At 56.2% G+C, this 20,021-nt stretch carries 24 protein-coding genes; 7 read left to right on the top strand and 17 right to left on the bottom strand.

What is annotated here, in order from left to right; genetic code table 11:
• The first annotated feature begins 1 nt into the window (after position 1).
• Positions 2–640 carry an imidazole glycerol phosphate synthase subunit HisH gene (gene hisH / locus ACRBCU_RS04335; protein ID WP_431364140.1) on the top strand — a complete coding sequence of 213 codons (639 nt, stop codon included), beginning with the start codon at positions 2–4 and terminating at the stop codon, positions 638–640.
• Here the strand turns inward: hisH and ACRBCU_RS04330 are convergent, their stop codons facing one another.
• Entirely contained in the window at positions 641–1,033 is a 393-nt protein-coding gene (locus ACRBCU_RS04330; RefSeq protein WP_431364139.1) for a DUF2147 domain-containing protein, read from the bottom strand. It lies immediately after the preceding gene.
• A gap of 130 nt (positions 1,034–1,163) precedes the next feature.
• Here ACRBCU_RS04330 and hisA point away from each other — a divergent pair, with 130 nt between their 5' ends.
• From hisA to ACRBCU_RS04315, 3 genes are all read left to right on the top strand, one after another.
• A complete protein-coding gene (gene hisA / locus ACRBCU_RS04325) occupies positions 1,164–1,883 on the top strand; it encodes a 1-(5-phosphoribosyl)-5-[(5-phosphoribosylamino)methylideneamino]imidazole-4-carboxamide isomerase (protein WP_431364138.1) in 720 nt (239 codons plus the stop codon).
• A 64-nt stretch (positions 1,884–1,947) separates the two neighbouring features.
• A complete protein-coding gene (gene hisF, locus ACRBCU_RS04320; protein ID WP_431364137.1) occupies positions 1,948–2,709 on the top strand; it encodes an imidazole glycerol phosphate synthase subunit HisF in 762 nt (253 codons plus the stop codon).
• Entirely contained in the window at positions 2,706–3,023 is a 318-nt protein-coding gene (locus ACRBCU_RS04315) for a phosphoribosyl-ATP diphosphatase (protein WP_431364136.1), read from the top strand. The genes hisF and ACRBCU_RS04315 overlap by 4 nt, the downstream gene beginning before the upstream one ends.
• Positions 3,024–3,038: 15 nt before the next feature.
• On the opposite strand, the gene tilS is transcribed toward ACRBCU_RS04315, so the two are convergent.
• The 12 genes from tilS to ruvC form a co-directional block, all read right to left on the bottom strand.
• Entirely contained in the window at positions 3,039–4,202 is a 1,164-nt protein-coding gene (gene tilS / locus ACRBCU_RS04310) for a tRNA lysidine(34) synthetase TilS (protein ID WP_431364135.1), read from the bottom strand.
• Positions 4,202–5,047 (bottom strand): tol-pal system protein YbgF, encoded by an 846-nt coding sequence (gene ybgF / locus ACRBCU_RS04305; protein ID WP_431364134.1) that lies wholly within the window; start codon positions 5,045–5,047, stop codon positions 4,202–4,204. Before ybgF ends, tilS begins: the two co-directional genes overlap by 1 nt.
• A 24-nt stretch (positions 5,048–5,071) precedes the next feature.
• Positions 5,072–5,605 carry a peptidoglycan-associated lipoprotein Pal gene (gene pal / locus ACRBCU_RS04300; RefSeq protein ID WP_431364133.1) on the bottom strand — a complete coding sequence of 178 codons (534 nt, stop codon included), beginning with the start codon at positions 5,603–5,605 and terminating at the stop codon, positions 5,072–5,074.
• Positions 5,606–5,649: 44 nt separating this feature from the next.
• On the bottom strand, positions 5,650–6,945 hold the full coding sequence (gene tolB, locus ACRBCU_RS04295) for a Tol-Pal system beta propeller repeat protein TolB (RefSeq protein ID WP_431364211.1): 1,296 nt from the start codon (positions 6,943–6,945) through the stop codon (positions 5,650–5,652).
• A 142-nt stretch (positions 6,946–7,087) separates the two neighbouring features.
• Entirely contained in the window at positions 7,088–8,173 is a 1,086-nt protein-coding gene (locus ACRBCU_RS04290; protein WP_431364132.1) for a cell envelope biogenesis protein TolA, read from the bottom strand.
• Between the two features lie 10 nt (positions 8,174–8,183).
• Entirely contained in the window at positions 8,184–8,663 is a 480-nt protein-coding gene (gene tolR, locus ACRBCU_RS04285; RefSeq protein ID WP_431364131.1) for a protein TolR, read from the bottom strand.
• A gap of 3 nt (positions 8,664–8,666) precedes the next feature.
• Positions 8,667–9,362 carry a protein TolQ gene (gene tolQ, locus ACRBCU_RS04280; RefSeq protein ID WP_431364130.1) on the bottom strand — a complete coding sequence of 232 codons (696 nt, stop codon included), beginning with the start codon at positions 9,360–9,362 and terminating at the stop codon, positions 8,667–8,669.
• Positions 9,363–9,475: 113 nt separating this feature from the next.
• On the bottom strand, positions 9,476–9,862 hold the full coding sequence (gene ybgC / locus ACRBCU_RS04275) for a tol-pal system-associated acyl-CoA thioesterase (RefSeq protein WP_431364129.1): 387 nt from the start codon (positions 9,860–9,862) through the stop codon (positions 9,476–9,478).
• Positions 9,863–9,872: 10 nt separating this feature from the next.
• Complete coding sequence (locus ACRBCU_RS04270; RefSeq protein WP_431364210.1) at positions 9,873–10,502, bottom strand: hypothetical protein; 630 nt, start codon at positions 10,500–10,502, stop codon at positions 9,873–9,875.
• Between the two features lie 46 nt (positions 10,503–10,548).
• Entirely contained in the window at positions 10,549–11,574 is a 1,026-nt protein-coding gene (gene ruvB / locus ACRBCU_RS04265; protein ID WP_431364128.1) for a Holliday junction branch migration DNA helicase RuvB, read from the bottom strand.
• A 3-nt stretch (positions 11,575–11,577) separates the two neighbouring features.
• Positions 11,578–12,246 carry a Holliday junction branch migration protein RuvA gene (ruvA, locus tag ACRBCU_RS04260; RefSeq protein ID WP_431364127.1) on the bottom strand — a complete coding sequence of 223 codons (669 nt, stop codon included), beginning with the start codon at positions 12,244–12,246 and terminating at the stop codon, positions 11,578–11,580.
• Entirely contained in the window at positions 12,243–12,749 is a 507-nt protein-coding gene (gene ruvC, locus ACRBCU_RS04255; RefSeq protein WP_431364126.1) for a crossover junction endodeoxyribonuclease RuvC, read from the bottom strand. The genes ruvA and ruvC overlap by 4 nt, the downstream gene beginning before the upstream one ends.
• Positions 12,750–13,090: 341 nt before the next feature.
• Between ruvC and ACRBCU_RS04250 the strand changes: the two genes are divergently transcribed.
• The gene (locus ACRBCU_RS04250; RefSeq protein ID WP_431364125.1) at positions 13,091–13,285 is read left to right on the top strand and encodes a DUF1127 domain-containing protein; all 195 of its coding nucleotides are present in this window, start codon (positions 13,091–13,093) and stop codon (positions 13,283–13,285) included.
• A gap of 126 nt (positions 13,286–13,411) precedes the next feature.
• On the opposite strand, the gene ACRBCU_RS04245 is transcribed toward ACRBCU_RS04250, so the two are convergent.
• The 3 genes from ACRBCU_RS04245 to ACRBCU_RS04235 form a co-directional block, all read right to left on the bottom strand.
• Positions 13,412–13,765, bottom strand: coding sequence for a hypothetical protein (locus ACRBCU_RS04245; RefSeq protein WP_431364124.1), 354 nt, complete (start codon positions 13,763–13,765; stop codon positions 13,412–13,414).
• 109 nt (positions 13,766–13,874) lie between these two features.
• Positions 13,875–14,747 carry a 50S ribosomal protein L11 methyltransferase gene (locus tag ACRBCU_RS04240; RefSeq protein ID WP_431364123.1) on the bottom strand — a complete coding sequence of 291 codons (873 nt, stop codon included), beginning with the start codon at positions 14,745–14,747 and terminating at the stop codon, positions 13,875–13,877.
• 229 nt (positions 14,748–14,976) lie between these two features.
• Positions 14,977–16,200 (bottom strand): MFS transporter, encoded by a 1,224-nt coding sequence (locus ACRBCU_RS04235; protein ID WP_431364122.1) that lies wholly within the window; start codon positions 16,198–16,200, stop codon positions 14,977–14,979.
• Between the two features lie 125 nt (positions 16,201–16,325).
• Between ACRBCU_RS04235 and ACRBCU_RS04230 the strand changes: the two genes are divergently transcribed.
• Positions 16,326–17,399 (top strand): YeeE/YedE family protein, encoded by a 1,074-nt coding sequence (locus ACRBCU_RS04230; RefSeq protein ID WP_431364121.1) that lies wholly within the window; start codon positions 16,326–16,328, stop codon positions 17,397–17,399.
• Between the two features lie 19 nt (positions 17,400–17,418).
• On the top strand, positions 17,419–17,712 hold the full coding sequence (locus ACRBCU_RS04225; protein WP_431364120.1) for a DUF6958 family protein: 294 nt from the start codon (positions 17,419–17,421) through the stop codon (positions 17,710–17,712).
• Between the two features lie 85 nt (positions 17,713–17,797).
• Here the strand turns inward: ACRBCU_RS04225 and ACRBCU_RS04220 are convergent, their stop codons facing one another.
• Positions 17,798–20,017 (bottom strand): primosomal protein N', encoded by a 2,220-nt coding sequence (locus tag ACRBCU_RS04220; protein WP_431364119.1) that lies wholly within the window; start codon positions 20,015–20,017, stop codon positions 17,798–17,800.
• Positions 20,018–20,021: the final 4 nt, after the last annotated feature.

Below are 20,021 nucleotides of genomic sequence, written 5' to 3'. Positions count from 1 at the left end.
CGTGCTGACGGCTATTATTGATTACGAAAGCGGCAATCTTCACTCTGCCGAAAAAGCCTTTGGCCGTATGGCGCAAGAGGCCGGCGCAGGCGATGTTGTTGTCACGACCGATGCCGACGTCGTGGCGCGCGCAGATCGGATTGTTCTGCCCGGCGACGGCGCGTTCCCTGCTTGCGTAAAAGCGCTGAAAGGCACGGGCGGCCTGTTTGATGCGCTGCAAGAAGCCGTCACCGTCAAAGCGCGCCCATTTCTTGGAATTTGCGTTGGTATGCAGCTTATGGCGCGCTTGGGACGCGAGTATGAAGACACAGACGGGCTTGGCTGGATCGACGGCGAAGTCGTCAACATCACGCCAAGCGATGCCAACCTGAAAGTGCCGCACATGGGCTGGAACGATCTGGTGATTGACGCGCCCCACCCAGTGTTTAAGGGCGTTGAAACTGGTGATCACACCTATTTCGTTCACTCGTATCATTTTGACGTGGCAAACCCTGCCGAACGGCTTGCCCATGTTGATTATGCGGGCGACATAACCGCCGTGGTTGGGCGCGATACGATGCTGGGCATGCAGTTTCATCCAGAGAAAAGCCAAGGCGTCGGCCTACGGCTTATCTCCAATTTTCTGACATGGACGCCGTGATTAGTTCACGCGCATCCATGTTCCCGCATCACGGCAAATTCCCAGAACGCAGCCATCCACCTTTAGCTTGGAACCAGAAAGCTTAAGACGGCTATTGTAGGTCTTATCGTTCGCAGGGTTCCAAATCTTGCCACCAGAATACTTTCCACCACCTTGGGCCTTCATATCCCAAATGATGCGTTTACCTGTATTCTCGGACTTAAACGGTTTGCCCGCGCTATCAAAAGACTGACCGAGTACGCCGCAGAAATTCGCTCCGCACGGCTTTACGTGAATATGTCCAGAATTGCCGTTCTCGTCCTTGATGGTGCGCCATGTTCCCACAAGTGGATCAGCAAAAGCTGTTGTTGCGGCGGCAACGCAAAGCGCGGCTGCTGTGAGTATAGTTTTCATAAGTTCCTCCCAATGTTTGCGCAAAGCCTGCAAGCGCGCGCCAAACAAAGCAAGCCCTGACCCTACGCCCCGTTGCAAATTGTGCGATCTCATGCCAATGCAGGGCGCAAGAAATGAAAGGCACGCCAAGATGATCCTATACCCTGCAATTGACCTCAAAGACGGGCAAGCCGTGCGCTTGCTGCGCGGTGAAATGAGCGAAGCGACGGTCTTTAACGATGATCCTGCCGCGCAGGCTTTGGAATTCGTCAAAGCTGGCTGTGAATGGTTGCATCTGGTTGATCTGAACGGTGCTTTTGCAGGTGAGCCTGTAAATGCCGCGCCTGTTGAGGCGATTTTGAAAGCCTGCGACGTCCCTGCCCAGCTGGGTGGCGGTATTCGGGATATGGCAACGATCGAACGCTGGCTCGACAAGGGATTGCAGCGGGTCATTCTTGGAACAGTTGCCGTTGAAAACCCGGATTTGGTACGCGACGCGGCGAAAGCGTTTCCGGGGCATGTGGCAGTCGGCATTGATGCACGCGGCGGCAAAGTCGCGACCAAGGGGTGGGCCGAAGAGACCGACGTTGAGGTGACTGACCTTGCGCGCTCTTTTGAAGACGCAGGCGTTGCGGCGATTATTTATACTGACATCAATCGAGACGGCGCGATGCAGGGACCGAACGTCGAGGCGACGGCGGCTTTGGCAAATGCGGTTTCTATCCCTGTGATTGCATCCGGTGGTGTTTCTTCAATGGACGATCTCATCGCGCTACGCGATTGCGGTGCGCAATTGGACGGAGCAATCTCTGGGCGCGCACTATATGATGGGGCGCTTGATCTCGCGGATGCATTAAAGGTGCTAAGCTGATGCGATTTTTCTGCGAAAAATCACCGGCTAGTTGTTTTTCTGCGAAAAACCCGGAGTTCGGCTCATGTTAAAAACACGTGTCATTCCTTGTCTTGATGTTGCAGACGGACGTGTCGTCAAGGGCGTGAACTTCGTAGGGCTTCGCGATGCAGGTGATCCCGTCGAGAGCGCGCGTGCATATGATCTGGCTGGCGCGGATGAGCTATGCTTTCTTGATATTCACGCAACCCATGAAAATCGCGGCACGATGTTTGATGTGGTCCAGCGGACCGCTGAGCAATGCTACATTCCTTTAACTGTTGGCGGGGGCGTTCGTGAAGTCGAAGATGTACGCGCGCTTTTGCTCGCAGGTGCAGACAAGGTCAGTTTTAACTCAGCAGCGGTCGCGCGCCCCGACGTTTTGGCCGAAGCGGCGGATCAATTCGGAAGTCAGTGCATCGTATGTGCGATTGACGCCAAAACCGTCGCGCCAGGTCGATGGGAAATTTTCACCCATGGCGGGCGCAAAGAAACAGGCATTGATGCGGTCGAATTTGCGCAATTGGTTGCTGCGAAAGGTGCTGGTGAAATCCTGCTCACCTCTATGGATCGCGACGGGACCAAATCCGGCTTTAACCTACCTTTGACCCGCGCGATTTCTGACGCGGTCAACATTCCAGTGATCGCATCTGGCGGGGTCGGTAATTTAGATCATTTGGTGGAAGGTGTCACCAAAGGCGGCGCGAGCGCTGTACTCGCCGCTTCGATCTTTCATTTTGGCGAATACACCGTAGCCGAAGCCAAAGCGCATATGGCAGCGGCAGGCATCCCGATGAGGTTGGCATGAGCGTTCTAAGTGATCTTTTTGATACCATCCAAGCGCGCAAACTTGAGGGATCGGGCGAGAGTTGGACTGCGAAACTGCTTGCTAAGGGGCCTGAAAAATGCGCCGAGAAATTTGGCGAAGAAGCGGTAGAAGCCATCATCGAAGCCGTCAAAAATGACAAGCAGGCGTTAACCAGCGAAGCTGCGGATGTGCTTTATCACCTCCTGGTCATGCTGGCTTCGCGCGATGTGAGCTTTGCTGATGTGGAAGCAGAACTTGCGCGTCGGCAGGGCATTTCAGGGCTCGCTGAAAAAGCGTCCCGCCCTGCAAACTAACGTGAGAATTCGAGTTTATTTGGAGAAATGAAGCGGGTTTGTAGTGCGAACCTGCCAGATGTCATCGGGTTTTGCCAAAGGTGCGGCAACCAGTCTGTTCTTGTCCCAAATGGCTGGGCTTGCCAGTAAGGAACGCCGCGGCAACACGGCTGTCTCGCGCCAATCAGGTAACTGAGAGAGACCTTGCGTGCCCAAGGGCGCGAGGCTTGCGTTTGCTGCAATTGGTCCTTTGACAATCCAGCGGCTCGGCCCGATTTGCGCCGCGCGCAGTTCCTGAGTGACACGCAGCGTATTTTTGGCGCGATACACAAGGCATCCGTGCAGCGTGGTAGCAGTTTCGCGCGCCAGCACCTGCTTTAGCGCAGTTAGGCGCGGGCGATAGGGGTTCGAGGATATATTGCAAAGCGCCCGCGAGAGAGCTCGGTAGGCTGTTTCCTCTGGCGCGTTTTGAAGCGCAGACAGGTTAAACACAGCGTCGCCATGCTCGCTCCAAGCGTTGTTGATGATCCACGTGTCCGCCGCCTGCTCTAACACTTCGGACGCGGCGCGCATCCAATCTGCGGTTTGTGCCAGCCTGTCCTGCGTAAGCCCTAGCGTTTCCAGCGTGCTTTGCGCTTGGCGCATTTTCACGCGGGTAAATCGTGGGTCAATATTGGAGGGGTCCTCGCTCCAAGACAGATCGCACACACGCAAGTGATCCTGCAATTCTTGACGGCTTACCTTTAGCAAAGGGCGCGCAAAACACATGCCGTCTCTGCGAAACAGCTCGGGCATTTTCGCCAACCCATCCACGCCAGAGCCCCGCGCGAGACGCATGAGAAAGGTTTCTGCGACATCGTCTTTGGTGTGCCCCAAAGCGACTGCGCCAAGGTTGTTTTCGATTGCCCATCCTGCCAGCGCGCCATATCGCGCATGCCTTGCTCGCGCTTGCAAATCGGCGCCGTCATCAAGTGAAAGCTCAAGCGTATCATGATGCACACCCAGAGATGTACAAAGCTGTTTGGCGATTTGCGCTTCCTGTGCCGCCTCACGGCGCAATCCGTGATTGACGGTCGCCGCGCGGACTTGGGGAGCGCCCAATGCCTCGACTGCGAGGCTCAAAAGAGCGGTTGAATCGCTGCCCCCGGAAAGCGCGATTCCAAGGGGGAGATGATCCGCAAGCAGTTGAGTGTTCAGCATTACACGCAGTTCAACGTGCTCATCTCTGACTGAGCAGAGCTCGCCGCAGCGGCGTCGGGATAGCGCACGCTAACTTCACCTAAAGTGACACATGCTTCGGAAATTTTCCCAAGCCGACCTAAAGAGCGACCCAGTCGAAACAATGCTTCGGGCGCGGTGTCGCTAGACGGATCACGCGAATACGCCTCTAGATACGCGCGGGCGGCCTCGCGGGAGTCCCCAGCGTTTTCGTGCGCTTCGCCTTGCTTCAAACGGGCTCGGCCTTCAAGCGGACTGCCCGGATAGTTTTGCGTAAACAACGCGAATTGCTCCGCAGCAGCAGCGCCATCCCCAGACTTTAGCAGCGCCTCAGCGGAGTCGAAATCCGCTTGCTCGCCCATCGCCAATTGAGCGCCGCCGGTCTCTGTTCCAGTAGAGGGCACAGGGGCCGCGACATTTGTTGGCTCTGCCCCGCCGCCTAATGTGCTGGTTTGACCAAGTTTGCTCACGTCGCCGCCTTCAAGTTCGACCAAGCGAAACTCCAGATCACCAATGCGATTGGTTCCGTCCTTAACGATCGAATCGATGCGAAATTCGAGTTGCTCAATTTTCCCAGTCAGACGCTGCAACTCGCCCTCGACCGAGGTGATGCGATCCGTGACACTCGTCCCGCCAATCGCAGCAGCAGAGCTGCCTGTTGTCGACAATTCACGCTTTAGGCGTTGCATTTCAACAAAGAGGATCGACATATCTTGCCGAATATCCGCAAGGGTCTGGTCGCGGCTTGCTTGGCCCTGCGCCGAGAATGGAACAAGGCTAAGAGCAAGCGCCGCTGCCAAGAATTGCTGTGTCACGCGATTGCGCATGTCCCTCTCCTTGTTTGTATGGCGTTAGCCAGAAACACCAGCAGCCAAAACAGTAACGGCGCGGCGGTTTTTGGAATAACATCCCTCTTGGCTACAAATTTCAATTGGCCGCTCTTTACCATAGCTGACCACCCGTAGACGAGACGACGCGATGCCTTTGCCAACCAGATAGTCGCGCACGGCGTTGGCGCGGCGCTCACCGAGCGCTACGTTATATTCTCGCGTTCCTTGCTCGTCGGCGTGACCTTCGATGATTGCGGTAAAGTCGGAGTTGTCCGTCAACCAACGGGACTGCCCGTCGAGGATCAAACGCCCCTGCCCCGTCAGTGAGGATTGATCAACTTCGAATAACACACGGTCTCCGACGTTTTGCTGAAAGAAGGCAACCGAGCGCGGATCATTCGCGCCGCCTGCATTTGCGTCAAAACCAGCATTTGCATTCGCATCAACGCCAGCGTTCAAATCGACGACGTCATCGCCCTCAAAATCGCTTTTGTTTGAACACGCGGCCAGCGCCAGAACGCCGGTCAAGAGCACTGCTTTGGTGGTCATTTTCATCTGTCTGTCTCGCTGCCAGTTATTATGATTAAAAGCCACGCTATTTAGCGTTGCAATGGGGACCAAGTCGGATCGGATGCACCGCCTTGGGTAGAAATACGTTTGAGATTGCGTCCTGAGATATCCACCGAATACAGCGAGGATGATCCAGACGCACCTTGGGTTTCGCGGGTGAACATGATCACGCGCCCGTTGGGCGACCATGTTGGTCCTTCGTCTAGGAAGGACGCTGTCAATAGGCGCTCTTCAGAGCCGTCCGTGCGCATCACGCCGATATGAAAGCGCCCTTTTGATTGCTTGGTAAAGGCGATCAAATCGCCGCGCGGTGACCAAACGGGGGTGCCATAGCGTCCTTTGCCAAAGCTAATGCGCTTTGCTTCGCCGCCATTTGCGCCCATGATGTAAATCTGCTGGCTGCCCGAGCGATCGCTTTCAAATACAATGCGACTGCCATCGGGGCTATAGCTTGGGGCAGTTTCAATAGACGGCGCAGATGTCAGGCGTGTGCTTGAGCCACTCGCAACGTCCATGCGGAAAATATCTGTATTCCCACCGCGCGCGAGCGAATATACAACGGTGCGCCCGTCCGGGGAGAAACGCGGTGCAAAGCTCATTGAACCTTCTTGGCTTTCAAGCACGCGGCGTTGCACAGATCCTACATCCAGAACATAAATGCGCGGGAAGCCTGTTTCATACGAGGTATAAAGCACGCGATCTCCGGTGGGTGAAAAACGCGGCGCAAGAACCAGATGCTCCGAGCCCGTCAGAAACTGAACGTTCGCGCCATCATAATCCATAATCGCAAGGCGCTTTCGACGTTTTCCCTTCGGGCCCTGCTCAGACACATAGGCAACGCGGCTGTCAAAATATGGCTGCTCGCCCGTAATGCGCGCATAGACCTGATCGGCCACTTTATGCGCCATGCGCCGCCATCCTTGCGTCGTACCTGCAAATTGCAAACCAGAGCCAAGTTCTGCGCCAGAGAAAACATCATACACGCGAAATTTAACGCTCAGGTTCGAACCGCTGACGTTTACCGCGCCCGTGACCAATGCCTGAGCGTTTATCGCCTTCCAATCAGCGTATTGCACGGGTGCATCAAAGCTGGTGATCTGACTGATATACGCATCACGCGGCACCTCTCGGAACAGACCAGTGCCCGCCAAATCCGAAACAACAACCCGCGCAAGGCGCTCTGCATATTCATTCGCTGCGGTGCTTTCAGACACGAAATTTGGTGCCGCAAACGGCATTGGTTCAACAACGCCCTCGGTGATCTCTAGGCGCAACGGCCCATTTTGCGCCAAGGCTGCAAAAGGCAATGCGCACACTGCGCACATTGCCAAAACTGCGAAAATTACTCTCAGGGTCATTGCCTGTCCTGTACCTGCTTTTCGCGCACTCTAAGCGGTGCACTCTTTATAAAAAAGGGCTTTGCGCGTGATAGGCAGGCGCTCGCCCATGATTTGTGACGAAAGAGACTCATCTAATGCGCATATCCTTGGGATTGAACGTCATTTCGATCTCTTTCCATTGCTCATACTTCTCTTCAGGAAGGTCATACCCTTCTTGCTGGCACCTCAGCACCGCGCGCCGCGCCGCTTGATAGGCTGTTTCGATGGCCACACCTTCGCCGCCCTTTGATGAGACCAGCCGCAGACTTCCCGGGATCACTTTACCCCGCAGATCCATGCTCATACCGACAACGACGGAGACATTGGCAGCTTGGCTGCCCACATCGACAACCCAACAATTTTGCACCGCAAGGCGCAAAGCATTGGTTTCACCCGCAGTAAGCGCAGGTCCGGACGGCGCATCGCTTGCGGCTGGCTCTGCCAAAGCTTCGGCCAAGGCCGCATTCACTGCTGCAGAGGTATCTGGCTCTGACTGCGCTGTTTCACGAGGCCGCGCACGTGGACGGGTTGAAGAGCTGGGCGCGCTTGAGGCAGGTTGCTCTGCCTCGGTAACGATCTCGGTCGTGGCTTCTTCTGGTGCGGTTTCGCTTTGCTCATCGAGCGTTTGGCTTGCGTCTGGATCAGGCTGGCTTGCCTCTTGCGCTGCATTATCGATCGCAACATCAGGATCAGGAGCGGCGACCGCTTGCGCAGCGACGCGATCAGCCGGGCGTGGCTTTGGCCGCAAAGACGTTTGAGGGGCCGTGTCAGGAATGACGACTGCTTCTGGCTCTGGCGTTGGCTCTGGCGCAGGTTCAGGTTCTGGTTCGGGCCGAGGCTCGGGCACTGGTTCTGGCGCTTCGGGCGGCGCTATTGGCTCTGGCATAATGATTTGCTGAGGCTCTGGGCGCGGCTGTGGTTCGGGCTCTGGCGTGGGAACTATCGGTTCCGGCTCTGGCTCAGGGCTTGGCTCACTCAGGATAGGTTCAGGCGCATCTTGCGGGACGTCGGGTGGCTGCGCCGCTTGCGTCAGCGCGGCGAACTCCGCTTCTGAAACCACAGAGACGTCCATGCTCGGAAGCTCTAGGGGCTCAGCGGAAAACAATCCGCCAAAGAGCGCATACCCCAGTACAAGCGCATGACCGCCTGCTGATATGTAGGTGCTCTTTTGCACCGCGCGCGCCCTAGTTACCGCTTACATCGGCGTCAAGCGCTGGACCGCCGGTATCTGTGACGAGGCCGATGTCACTGAACCCGCCTGCGTTCAGCGCGCCCATGACCTGTACGACCTGCTCATAGGCGACCGCGCCATCCGCGCGCAAATAAACGCGTGCGCTTGAACGCTCGGCTGCAATCGCTTGCAGCTTTGTGACCAACTCTGAAATATCTGTTTCGCTGGTCTGGATCATCACCCGCCCGTCCGCAGCGATAGTCACCGTTAGCGGCTCTTCCGCATCCGAAGGCAACGCACCTGCGGCGGTTTTCGGTAGCTCTACGGGAACGCCAACGGTCATAAGCGGCGCTGCGACCATAAAGATAATCAAAAGAACCAGCATGACATCCACAAAAGGCGTTACGTTGATTTCTGCCATAGGGCGCGCGCGCCCGCTGCGACGCCTGCGGCGCTGACCGCCGCTGTCTTTTTGAACAACTCCCGCGCCCATGGCTTAGCTGTCCAACTGACGCGACAGGATCGTCGCGAATTCATCGGCAAAGGCCTCATAGCCACCCACGATGCGATCGCTGTCTGCGTTGAATTTGTTATAGTAAATAACGGCTGGGATCGCTGCCAGCAATCCAAGGCCCGTCGCTAAAAGCGCTTCGGCAATACCGGGTGCGACTACCGCAAGATTGGTGTTTTGCGCTTCGGCAATCTCGATGAAGGCATTCATGATCCCCCAAACAGTTCCGAAAAGACCGACAAAGGGCGCGGTAGAGCCCACGGTCGCAAGAATGGACAGACCGCTCTCAAGCTTTTCTGCCTCTTTCGAAATTGCCACATCCATTGAGCGATCAATTCGGCTTTGCGCCCCCGCGATCAACCCTCCGTCAACGCGGTGCGAGCGGCGCCACTCTGTCATTCCCGCAGAGAAAATCTTTTCAGGCGCTGAGCTTGGATTGCCGCCAATTTGCTCAAACAACTGATCCAATGGCTCGCCAGACCAAAATGCTTGATCAAAAATCGCGGCTTCGCGGCGTGCGATGCGATATTGCATGTATTTCTGCACGACAATGGACCACGCCCAGATCGACGCGCCGATCAGCAAGATCATCACGAGTTTTACTGTAATCGTCGCGCGCGCAAATAACGCCCACATGGAGAAATCAATCTCCTGCGCCATCGCAAGGGTTTGTGCTTCCATTTGCCTGCTCTCTATGTCCGGCCACTGTAGTGGCTCTTAAGTACGCACGAGCTTAGACGACATCGGTTAAAAAACCAATATGCGCGGGCCTCACATCGCCGTAATCGCAGAATTTAGTGGACGATTCGGCGGATATTCGCTGGCAAACGCGTTGGCTGCCCGTCTCGCGTGAGTGCTACAAGCGTAACTTGCGCCGAAAAGAGCAAATCAGCGCCGCGCTTTACATCCTGAGACAGAACAATCCGCGCACCCGTCATTTGCTCCACTTTGGTACGCACGATCAACTCGTCATCAAAGCGTGCAGGCGCAATGTAATCCGCTTCAACGCGGCGCACCGCAAAGACCAGTCCCTCGTCTTCTTTCAAGCGCGTTTGATCGACGCCTTGGTCTCGCACCCATTCTGTTCTGGCGCGTTCGATAAAGCGCAAGTAGTTGGCGTAATACACAATGCCAGCAAGGTCGGTATCTTCATAATAAACGCGCAAAGCAAATTCGTGCATAGCGAGCCCCCTATTGCTTTTGCGGCATCCGCGCGGCAAGGCGCAATGCATGACTGGCATCCGTCGCTGCGACAGGCATAACCTTATCATAGGCCGCGGCAAGCAACCCTGAGATTTCCGGCTTTACGATCACAGCGCCATCAGGCATCGCCGCCAAGGGCGAGGCTTCAAGAAAGGCTCGGTCAGACCAAAGCACCATCATCTGAACGGCTTGGTTAAGGGCCAAAGTTTCGGCGGGAAGATCGCTCAAGCTCGGGTCCATGCGAATGAATGTGAAACAGGCCTTTATCGCGCCGTCTTCATCAAAGCGGAATACGCGGTACTGGTTGGCATTTGCCGCACTTACCCGCGCGACCATTCCCGCCAGATCAGGCACCAGTTCGTCCAGCTTGGGAACGTCTAGCAATTCCGCCCAATCCGAAAAGAAGAAGAACATCGCGTTGCTGCCAAGCTCCGGGTCCGTCTCGGCCATGTAGTGGTTTGACACCAAACACACCGCTTCGATCGCGCCTTTAACCACCTTCAAGGTTTCATCAGTAACGCCAAATACGACTGGCGATATCGCGCGTCCCCAGCGGGCAAACGTATATGCACCATCGGCGCGGGTAAACAAAGCTTCGATTTCAGATGCATCTAACATCGTCATTATCTTCCTAAATAGTCTTGCGGCATAGCGGGTCGCTGACTCAGCCAAACAATCCCGCTTGATCCGGCGCACGCGGCGCGGCCATGCCAAGATGTGTCCAGCCCTTTTGCGCCAGCATCCTTCCGCGCGGAGTACGCTGGATCAGACCTTGCTGCAACAAGAACGGCTCGATCACCTCTTCCAGCGCATCCCGGCTTTCCGAAAGCGCCGCTGAAATAGTTTCGATCCCAACGGGGCCGCCTGCATAGTTCTCAGCGATAAGGGTAAGGTAACGGCGATCCGCACCATCAAGGCCCAACTTATCCACGCCAAGCCGTGTCAGCGCCATATCAGCCAGATCGCGCGTGACCTTTCCATCGCCTTCAACGACAGCGAAATCCACAACGCGGCGCAATAAACGGCCAGCAATACGCGGCGTTCCGCGCGCGCGTTTCGCGATCTCGCGCGCGCCGCCTTCATCCGCAGGTGTGCCAAGCTTGCGCGCGTTGCGCTCTACAATCGTGTATAGTTCGTCTTCGGTGTAGAATTCCAAGCGCGTTGGAATGCCAAAACGGTCCCTCAGCGGAGTGGTTAACAAACCTAGCCGCGTCGTCGCCCCCACCAAGGTAAAGGGCTGCAATTCAATGCGGACCGTACGCGCGGCGGGTCCCTCGCCAATCACCAGATCCAACTCGAAATCTTCCAAAGCGGGATAAAGGATTTCCTCAACAACAGGATTCAGTCGATGAATTTCATCAATGAACAATACATCGCGCGCTTCTAGGTTGGTCAGGATCGCCGCCAGATCCCCTGCCTTGGCCAAAACAGGGCCAGAGGTCATGCGGAAATTCACCCCCAATTCGCGCGACATGATCTGCGCGAGCGTGGTTTTGCCCAAGCCGGGCGGGCCATGAAACAATGTGTGGTCCATCGCCTCAGAACGCCGCCGCGCGCTTTCGATGAACACTTTTAGATTTGCGCGCGCCGCCGCTTGGCCGATGAAATCATCCAGCGCTTGGGGCCGCAATGCGCGGTCGAAATCTTCGGGAAGCGCATCTGCGCGCAATGTGGGATCGGGCTCAATCATCCTCTACCCCTTTGGCGCGAGCAGCTTGAGCGCTGCGCGAATAAGCGCGGATGTATCCGCTTCTGGCTCGGCTCCTGCCGCTTCGGCAACGGCGCTTGCGGAGTCAGAGGGCGAATAGCCAAGGTTGCTGAGGGCCGATAGCGCCTCGGACTGGGCCGACGCATTTGGCGCGGCGATCACCCGCGCGGGCGCTTCGATGACTTCTGTATCCTCGCGCGCAAGAACATCGCCCATCGCGCTCGCAGGCGTTGCGCCCCCCATGGCCATTACGCCCGGAGCTTTGTCCTTCAGCTCAATCACAACTCGCTGAGCGGTCTTCGGCCCGACGCCCTTCGCCGCTTTGATCGCAGTCACATCGCCCAATGCAATCGCGCGGCTCACGCCATCAGCGCCAAGCGCACCAAGGATCGCCATCGACGCCTTGGCACCAATGCCTTGCACACTCATCAATAAGCGATGCCATTCTTTTTCAACGAGCGTGGTAAAGCCGAATAGCTGCAACAGGTCTTCGCGCACCAAAAGGTCTGTATATAATGCGACGACCTCGCCCGTACCGGGCAACCCTGCCAAAGTACGATCCGAGCAATAGACCATATACCCAACACCGCGCACATCGATCAGAACATGATCTACGCCGCGATAGTCAATTCGACCTGAGAGTTTTCCGATCATCCGTTTGCCGCCTGTTTTGCTTGCTCCCATACGCGGGTCGAGCGTGCATAATGTGCATGGCACATCGCAATCGCAAGCGCGTCTGCCGCATCTGGGCCGTTCAGCACCACCCCCGGCAATTGTAGCTTCACCATATGTTGCACTTGTTCTTTGGCAGCATGCCCCACGCCAACCACAGTTTTCTTAACCTTGTTCGGAGCATATTCGCCGATTTCAAGCCCCGCTTGCGCAGGAACCAGCATCGCTATGCCGCGCGCTTGGCCCAGCTTCAACGTGCCAGCGCCATCTTTGTTCACGAAAGTCTGCTCTACCGCTGCGGTATTGGGTTGGAACTGGCGCACAACGTCGCTGAGCTGCGTATGAAGAGACAACAACCGCAGGCTCAAATCTTTGCCTTCGGATTTACAAACCCCGTTCCCGAGATGGCGCATTTTGCTGCCGATCACCTCAATCACGCCCCAGCCCATATTCCTGAGACCCGGATCAATTCCAATTACGCGCATGCCTGCCCTGCACCTGTTGTTTTTTTGATGCACTAGCACGAAACGCGAACAAAAGGAAAGGTTAATACAAAAATGTCGCTTTCAAGCCGCGCGCGCATGAAAGCGACACGGCCCGACATCAAAGACGCCTCGATCGCGCAAACAACACTCAAAAACGACACTTAGGATGACGTAAATGACCCTTATTTTATGGGCTTTCGTCCATTTCTCAGGCATGCGGAAAGCGCATAGGAGAAATGCAAAAAACGGAACTTGTGAGCGCTCCAATAGCCCCCTAAATGCGCCTCAGAACGAAATGAATGACCTCCCTCCTGGCGGTCCGCTAAACAAGGAATACGATCATGGCAGTCATCGCCACCACACGCGCCGCTCACGTCTCCACTGGCGGGTTCGCACCAATCAGTAAACTGTTTGCCTCCCTTATGGAGTGGAACGACGCACGTCAGACACGCAACGCATTGAACAAACTGTCAAACCGCGAGCTGGAAGACATCGGTCTTTGCCGCGGCGACATCGACGCCGTCGCAAAGGGCTAATTGCTTTTTAACAATCGTCAAATCCGAAAAGCAAAAAGGGCCGCTGCACGTGAATGCAGCGGTCCTTTTTTGTCCGTTTCCTCGCATAAGCGTCAGGCACTGATCCAAGCCTGACACACCTGCGTGTTATCGGATTAGCGATCCGGTGTTTGAATAGATCGCCATAGTTACAGGATCGACTTGCAGCACAAATGCGCCAGCTCGTTCGAGCATATTGCCGGTTTTAAGAACCGCCAATTCTTCCTGATAGTCGTTTAAGCCTACGTTAAACAAAGCAAGCGCCTTGAACACCGTCACGAGGACGACAAGCAAAGCAAGCAGCTTGAATGGTGCAAGCGGCAGAGAGCGCGCGCGGCGGCGCGGAACGACTTGTATAAGCCCGTTTTTGTCGACGAGCGTCACATAATCCTTGTGGGATGCCCGATCTTTGTCGGCCAGCACCACAAATCCTGGTTTCTGTTGGAGATGGGAGTATCCCATGGCAGCCTCCGTTGATTTGGCCCCCACCAAACTCACAACCAAAGGTGTAATGACAAAATGTGGCAATTTCGGGGCAATTAGGGCAATTTGGTCCTAAATGCCCTTTAATTTAGACTTGTTTTTGAAGTGTTAGTGACGTCCACTCACCAATCTCCTCGCGATGGACAAGATTGATGCCATTTTGTGAATAAACTGCCACAATCTCATCGGCCTGCTCATTCAGAATACCCGAAAGAATCATATAGCCCTGCGCTTGAAGATTCGCCGCCATGTCAGGTGCGAGCATGATAAGCGGCCCCTTGAGGATATTAGCAAAGATCAGATCAAACGGCCCTGCGCCCGTCAGCTCTGGGTTGTCAAAGCCCGCCGCTTCTACGCAGCGTACGCGACCCGTCAGGTTGTTCGCCGCGACATTCGCTTTAGCGACATCAACTGCCACTTCGTCAATGTCACTTGCCAACACCACACCCGGCCAAATCCGCGCCGCCCCCATTGCAAGAACCGCCGTTCCGCATCCGATGTCTGCAACTGACGTCCCTACGAAGCCTTCATTTGCAAGGCGATCCAGCGCGCGCAAGCACCCCAAAGTCGTTCCGTGGTGCCCCGTGCCAAAGGCCATCGCGGCCTCGATCAAAAGAGGCTCTGATCCTTCTGGAACCTGATCCGCATCATGACTTCCATAGACAAAGAAGCGACCAGCTTCGACTGGAGCCAACTCACGCTTAACGTGTGCGACCCAATCAGTTTCGGGAATTTCTGAGACCGCAAAAGGTTTAGCGCCAAACGCAGCAGCCAAGATATCAAGCGCCGCTGAATCGGGTTTTTCGATGAAATAGCCGCCAACTTCCCAAAGACCAGAGTCATCCTCTACCTCAAACACACCGATACCCGTTGGCTCGGGGTTCAATCGCTCCATCGCTTCGCCCAAACGCTCTGCGCCGTCTTTGCCCATCAATGTGGTCAATGCTGTGAATGTGGTCATTGGGCTGTCCTTTGTAAGCTGTTGCTCCGCTCTAGCCTGCCTGAATGGACGCTGCCAGTCTTTTTCGCTCTCGCCCTCTGCGCGCATTAGCCCGCACGCCAAATCGTGCTACGCGCCCAGAAGCGCTAAAGCCGCCTCAAAGAACGTCTCGTAGGTGGGTGATTGCTACCTTGCTTGGCGATAGAAACGCTCGCGCGATAACACTGCGCAGAAACCCGCGCGCGTTGGTTCATGTTCTTCTGACAAAACCAAGCTTTGTTTCATTGCCCGGCTCAGGATCATTCGGTATAAGCAGCGCCAATCCGAAAGAGGTCAACGCCATTAGCGCGGCAATGATGAATACCGCAGACGGCGAAACAAGCCACAGATAACCGAGCGCAGCAGGCAAAAAGACCGCCGCAATATGATTGATCGTAAAGGCGACAGCCGCCGTCGGCGCGATGTCTTGCGGGTCTGCAATCTTCTGAAAATAGGTCTTGAGCGCCAGCGCCAGCGCAAAGAACATATGATCTAGCACATAAAGTGTCGCCGCAAGAACGACGCCCCAGCCAAACCAGTAGATGCCGCCATAGGCCAGAAACACACAGACAAGCCCCAAGTATTCAAACAGCAAAGTGCGCCGCTCTCCCCACCGCGCAACCGCACGTCCCATAAGGGGGGCCGCGATCATATTCACCACCAGATTGATGAGATAAAGCGCGGTGATCTCGTGCACTTCAAAGCCAAAGCGCTCGACCATCATAAAGCCTGCGAAGACCATGAAAATCTGACGCCGCGCGCCGGCCATGAATTGCAGCGCATAATAAAGCCAATAGCGTTTGCGAAGGACCATCTTTTTCAGTTGCGGATGCGGCGCGTCAAACTGCGGATATATAAAGAAGCAGGCGAGCGCCATAATTGCCGTCAAGCCCCCCGAAACCAAGTAAACAAAGTTATAGCTCAGGCCGAGGCTTTCCCATGTAAGCACAATCGCGCCATAGGCAATCAATGTTGCCCCTGATCCTGCGGCCAAGAGCCAACCCAGCATTTGCGGCGCACGCGCTTTGTCGATCCATTGCAATTGCAGTGATTGGTTCACCGTTTCGTAGTAGTGAAACCCGATTGAGCTTATCATCGTGATCGTCAAGATGCCCGCCATCGACGGAAACCAAGCGGTTACAGCCGTCGCGACACCCAGCATGATCAAAGCGACCAGCCCTAACACCTGTTCGCGCATGAACATGATGATCGCAATGACACCAACTGCGAAAAATCCCGGGATCTCGCGAACAGTATGGAGCCAGCCAATGTCAGAACCATCAAAATGCGCCGCTTCGATAACAAAGTTGTTTAACAGCGCCGACCATGTCGAAAAGGCAATCGGCATGGCAGCGGCCATAACAAACAAAAGCGCGACTGGCCGACGCCAGAACGGCAATTGAGTTTGCGCATCTTTAAGGGTGATTGGCTTCATTCACCTCCCTTATGCCCTTCGCACGAGCAATGCGAGCGCAAAGCGCCCATCTGATCTGTATCAAAGCGCCCATATTCAAATTTCGCGATGTACACCCTCATAGACATGAGACGAAAGAGGCGAAAATGGATTTGGTCAGCTTAGTAGAGAGAATTGGCGAAGCCCCTACAGCGGCGCTATTGGGTTTGCTAACAGGCACGATCTTTGGCATCGCCGCGCAGCGCTCGCGCTTTTGCCTTCGCGCCGCTGTTGTTGAATTCGCGCGCGGACGCCTTGGCGAGCGAATGGGTGACAAGATCAGCGTTTGGCTTTTGACGTTTTCCACCGCTGTCGTCTGGGTTCAAGGCGCGCAAATGCTGGGCCTGTTTGAAACCGCAGATGCGCGCATGATGGCCGTTCCGGGAAGCTGGTCTGGCGCCATAATAGGCGGGCTGATGTTTGGCGCTGGCATGGTGCTGGCACGCGGTTGCTCTGGCCGCTTACTGGTGCTCGCCGCCACTGGAAACCTGCGCTCGCTTGTGTCTGGGCTGATCTTCGCCGTCGTCGCCCAGATGAGCCTATCTGGCATGCTCGCCCCCCTGCGCGATCAAATCGCAAGCCTTTGGATCACGTCAGGCGGCCGCAACATGGACCTTCTTGCCACGCTCGGCTTTGATCAATCCTTCGGCTTGATCTTGGGCGTTGCTCTCGCGGTGCTGGCACTGGTTGTCGCGCGTCAGAACAAGATTGGTGCGTCGCGGCTTATCTTTGCCTCTGGCGTTGGGTTTGCCGTCGCTTTGGGTTGGTTCTTGACCTACTCCCTCAGTCTCGTCGCCTTTGAACCGGTTCAAATCGAAAGCGCGACCTTCACAGGCCCCTCGGCCCACACGCTGATGTTCTTCCTTGATCAGAACGCGGTTCTGGAATTCGACATTGGCCTCGTCCCCGGCGTCTTTCTGGGTGCCTTCATTGCTGCGGCTCTTTCGGGCGAGCTGAAATTTCAGGGATTTGAAACCACCTCAAACATGCGCCAAGCGATGATCGGCGCGGGCCTCATGGGCTTTGGCGGCATGCTCGCTGGCGGATGTGCAATTGGCGCAGGCGTCACGGGCGGCTCTATCTTCGCGGGAACCGCATGGGCCGCGCTTACCTCATTCTGGATTGGCGGAATGGCAACCGATTACCTAGTCTTTCAACGCAGCGCTTTGGTCCCCGCATAGATTGTGCTAACAATCGCGCATGCCAATTGAGAAAACCGCTGTTCAAAATCCAAACACGCCCGGACGCAGTGAAAACCTGCGTTCGGACAAATACGACGATATGCGCGCCGCCTTGATGCAGGTCCTCCCGAAAGAGGCTCCGGGCCTGACCTTCGACGCCCTAAAAACCGCCGCCAAACCACATCTGTCGCCCACACTCTTTCCAAATGGAAAAACCTCGGGCTGGTGGGCAAAATCTGTGCAACTCGACCTCGAAGCCAAAGGGCTCGTAACACGCTTGCCGACAAAGCCGCTTACATTCCACAAAAGCTAAACGCCCCTTCTTTGGTCCTCAAATATCTCGGGGGTGCGGGGGCTGGCCCCCGCTTCGGTCCGATGACGCAGTCATCGGAAAACAGTCAATAAAAACTCTGCGGATCAATATCCACGCTCAACCGCACCTGTGATGGCACTCGAACCTGCCGCAACCACGCCGCAATCGCTCGCTGAATAGGGGCGCTTTTCTCCGCTTTCACCAGTAATCGCACACGATGGCGCCCACGCACCCGTGCAATAGGCGCAGGCGCTGGCCCAAAAACCTGCGCACCAATCTGTCGTAGCGGCCCATCGCGCCGCGCGAGCTCACCGCCCAAGTCAAACACCTCTTGTAAATCGGGCGAAGACAAGATGATCCCCGCCAAACGCCCGTAAGGTGGCACAGAGGCCGCGCGCCGCTCACCCGCTTCTGCGCTCCAGAAACTATTCTCATCCCCCGCCAAAATCGCCCGGATCACAGGATGCTCTGGCTGATAGGTCTGCATCAAAGCCGTGCCGCGCTTGGCCGATCGCCCTGCCCGCCCCGCAACCTGCCGCATCAATTGAAAGGTGCGCTCAGCCGCGCGCAAATCAGAGCCCTGCAATCCCAAATCCGCATCAATCACGCCGACCAATGTCAGCAACGGGAAATTATGCCCCTTCGCCACCAATTGCGTGCCGATGATAATATCCGCCGCCCCCGCCGCGATGCCCTCTATCTCAGCCTTCAGCGCGCGCGCAGAGCCATACATGTCAGAACTCAGCGTCGCGATACGTGCATCAGGAAACAACTCTGCCGCCTCTTCGCCCAAACGCTCAACCCCCGGACCAACGGCGGCCAAACGATCCTCCGCCTCGCAGGACGGGCAAACATCAGGAATAGGCTTGCTCTCTCCGCACTGATGACAGACCAAACGCTTCTGAAACCGATGCTCCACCATCCGCGCATCGCAATGATCGCAGCCGATTTGATGTCCGCAAGCCCGGCAAATCGTAACAGGCGCATAGCCGCGACGGTTGATAAACAGCAAAGCCTGCTCACCCGAGGCAACCCGCGCTTCGACCTCGGCCTTAAGCTGCGGTGAAATCCAGCGGTTCCCCGCGATTTTCACGTCCCGCATATCAATCGCGCGCATATCGGGCATCACCGCATCGCCAAAGCGCGAGGTCAAATCGAGCCGCTTATACTTGCCCGCTTCCGCATTCGCCCAGCTTTCCAAGCTCGGCGTCGCGCTGGCCAAGATCACCTGCGCAGAGCAGATCGAGGCGCGCAGCACCGTCATATCGCGCGCGTTATAAAGAACACCGTCTTCCTGTTTATAGGATGTGTCATGCTCTTCATCGACGACAATCAGCCCTAAATCACGAAACGGTAGGAACAAAGCCGAGCGCGCACCCACAACCAGTTGCGCACCGCCCTGCCCGACCATTTTCCACGCGCGTCGCCGCTCTGTCATGGTCACGCCCGAATGCCACTCCGCTGGCTTGGCCCCAAAACGCGCTTGCACACGTGTGAGAAACTCCGCCGTCAAAGCAATCTCAGGAAGCAACACCAAGGCCTGCCGCCCCTTGCGCAAACACTCGGCCACCGCTTCAAGATAGACCTCGGTCTTGCCTGACCCTGTCACACCGCGCAAAAGCGTCGTGCCATATGCGCCCGACGCAACGCCCGCGCGTAAAATCTCTGCCGCTTCCGCCTGATCCGCCGCCAAGTCCTTGCTCGGCATATCAGGATCAAGTCGCGGATAGGGCAAATCGCGCGGCGTATCTTCCTCTCGGACCGAACCAAGTTTGACCAAGCCCTTTACGACAGAAGAGGTCACACCCGCCGCCTCGCTCAGCTCTTTCAATGTAAACGACAGATCACCAAATTCATCAAGCGCATCTAAAACACGCCCCCGTGCCTCGGTCATACGTTCAGGTTCCACATCGCCCTTGCGATAGACCTTTCGCATCGAAGGCGGATCACCCAGACCCGGTGCTCGCACGCCAAGGCGCAGCATCGATTCCATATCCGTCAGCGTATAGGCGCCTGCCTTTTCCAAGAACTCACGCAGCTCGGCGCGCATGGGCGGCACGTCCAAGACGCGGATAACTTTGCGAGTCTTGTTGTAATCGTAATCGCCCTTACCCGCAGACCACACCACGCCCATCACTTTGCGCGGCCCAAGCGGCACCTCGACAAAAGCGCCAAGCCAACAGCCCCCCTCAGGGGCCTTATAATCCAGCATCCGCCCCAAGGGCTGCGTCGTCCAAACCCCGACGAGCTGCCCTTCATCGAAGAACTCTTGTTCGCTACCGCGTTTTGAGGGGTTTTCGGACATACTC

Origin of the sequence: Planktotalea sp. (genome assembly GCF_050633725.1) — a bacterium.
In the GTDB taxonomy this organism is placed as follows: Bacteria; Pseudomonadota; Alphaproteobacteria; order Rhodobacterales; family Rhodobacteraceae; genus Planktotalea.
The sequence above is the reverse complement of the archived record's forward strand: the minus strand, read 5'-3'. Positions and strand labels throughout refer to the sequence as shown.

Coding starts and splice junctions, on each gene's coding strand:
- ybgF (WP_431364134.1), bottom strand. CDS start 5,047: ATGCGCAATCGCGTGACACAGCAATTCTTGGCAGCGGCGCTTGCTCTT.
- ACRBCU_RS04270 (WP_431364210.1), bottom strand. CDS start 10,502: ATGTTAGATGCATCTGAAATCGAAGCTTTGTTTACCCGCGCCGATGGT.
- tilS (WP_431364135.1), bottom strand. CDS start 4,202: ATGCTGAACACTCAACTGCTTGCGGATCATCTCCCCCTTGGAATCGCG.
- tolB (WP_431364211.1), bottom strand. CDS start 6,945: ATGTGCGCAGTGTGCGCATTGCCTTTTGCAGCCTTGGCGCAAAATGGG.
- ACRBCU_RS04235 (WP_431364122.1), bottom strand. CDS start 16,200: ATGAAGCCAATCACCCTTAAAGATGCGCAAACTCAATTGCCGTTCTGG.
- ruvB (WP_431364128.1), bottom strand. CDS start 11,574: ATGATTGAGCCCGATCCCACATTGCGCGCAGATGCGCTTCCCGAAGAT.
- tolQ (WP_431364130.1), bottom strand. CDS start 9,362: ATGGAAGCACAAACCCTTGCGATGGCGCAGGAGATTGATTTCTCCATG.
- ACRBCU_RS04245 (WP_431364124.1), bottom strand. CDS start 13,765: ATGGGATACTCCCATCTCCAACAGAAACCAGGATTTGTGGTGCTGGCC.
- hisA (WP_431364138.1), top strand. CDS start 1,164: ATGATCCTATACCCTGCAATTGACCTCAAAGACGGGCAAGCCGTGCGC.
- ACRBCU_RS04315 (WP_431364136.1), top strand. CDS start 2,706: ATGAGCGTTCTAAGTGATCTTTTTGATACCATCCAAGCGCGCAAACTT.
- ybgC (WP_431364129.1), bottom strand. CDS start 9,862: ATGCACGAATTTGCTTTGCGCGTTTATTATGAAGATACCGACCTTGCT.
- ACRBCU_RS04225 (WP_431364120.1), top strand. CDS start 17,419: ATGCCAATTGAGAAAACCGCTGTTCAAAATCCAAACACGCCCGGACGC.
- ACRBCU_RS04230 (WP_431364121.1), top strand. CDS start 16,326: ATGGATTTGGTCAGCTTAGTAGAGAGAATTGGCGAAGCCCCTACAGCG.
- tolR (WP_431364131.1), bottom strand. CDS start 8,663: ATGGGCGCGGGAGTTGTTCAAAAAGACAGCGGCGGTCAGCGCCGCAGG.
- ruvA (WP_431364127.1), bottom strand. CDS start 12,246: ATGATCGGAAAACTCTCAGGTCGAATTGACTATCGCGGCGTAGATCAT.
- ACRBCU_RS04240 (WP_431364123.1), bottom strand. CDS start 14,747: ATGACCACATTCACAGCATTGACCACATTGATGGGCAAAGACGGCGCA.
- ACRBCU_RS04250 (WP_431364125.1), top strand. CDS start 13,091: ATGGCAGTCATCGCCACCACACGCGCCGCTCACGTCTCCACTGGCGGG.
- ACRBCU_RS04220 (WP_431364119.1), bottom strand. CDS start 20,017: ATGTCCGAAAACCCCTCAAAACGCGGTAGCGAACAAGAGTTCTTCGAT.
- ruvC (WP_431364126.1), bottom strand. CDS start 12,749: ATGCGCGTAATTGGAATTGATCCGGGTCTCAGGAATATGGGCTGGGGC.
- pal (WP_431364133.1), bottom strand. CDS start 5,605: ATGAAAATGACCACCAAAGCAGTGCTCTTGACCGGCGTTCTGGCGCTG.
- hisF (WP_431364137.1), top strand. CDS start 1,948: ATGTTAAAAACACGTGTCATTCCTTGTCTTGATGTTGCAGACGGACGT.
- ACRBCU_RS04330 (WP_431364139.1), bottom strand. CDS start 1,033: ATGAAAACTATACTCACAGCAGCCGCGCTTTGCGTTGCCGCCGCAACA.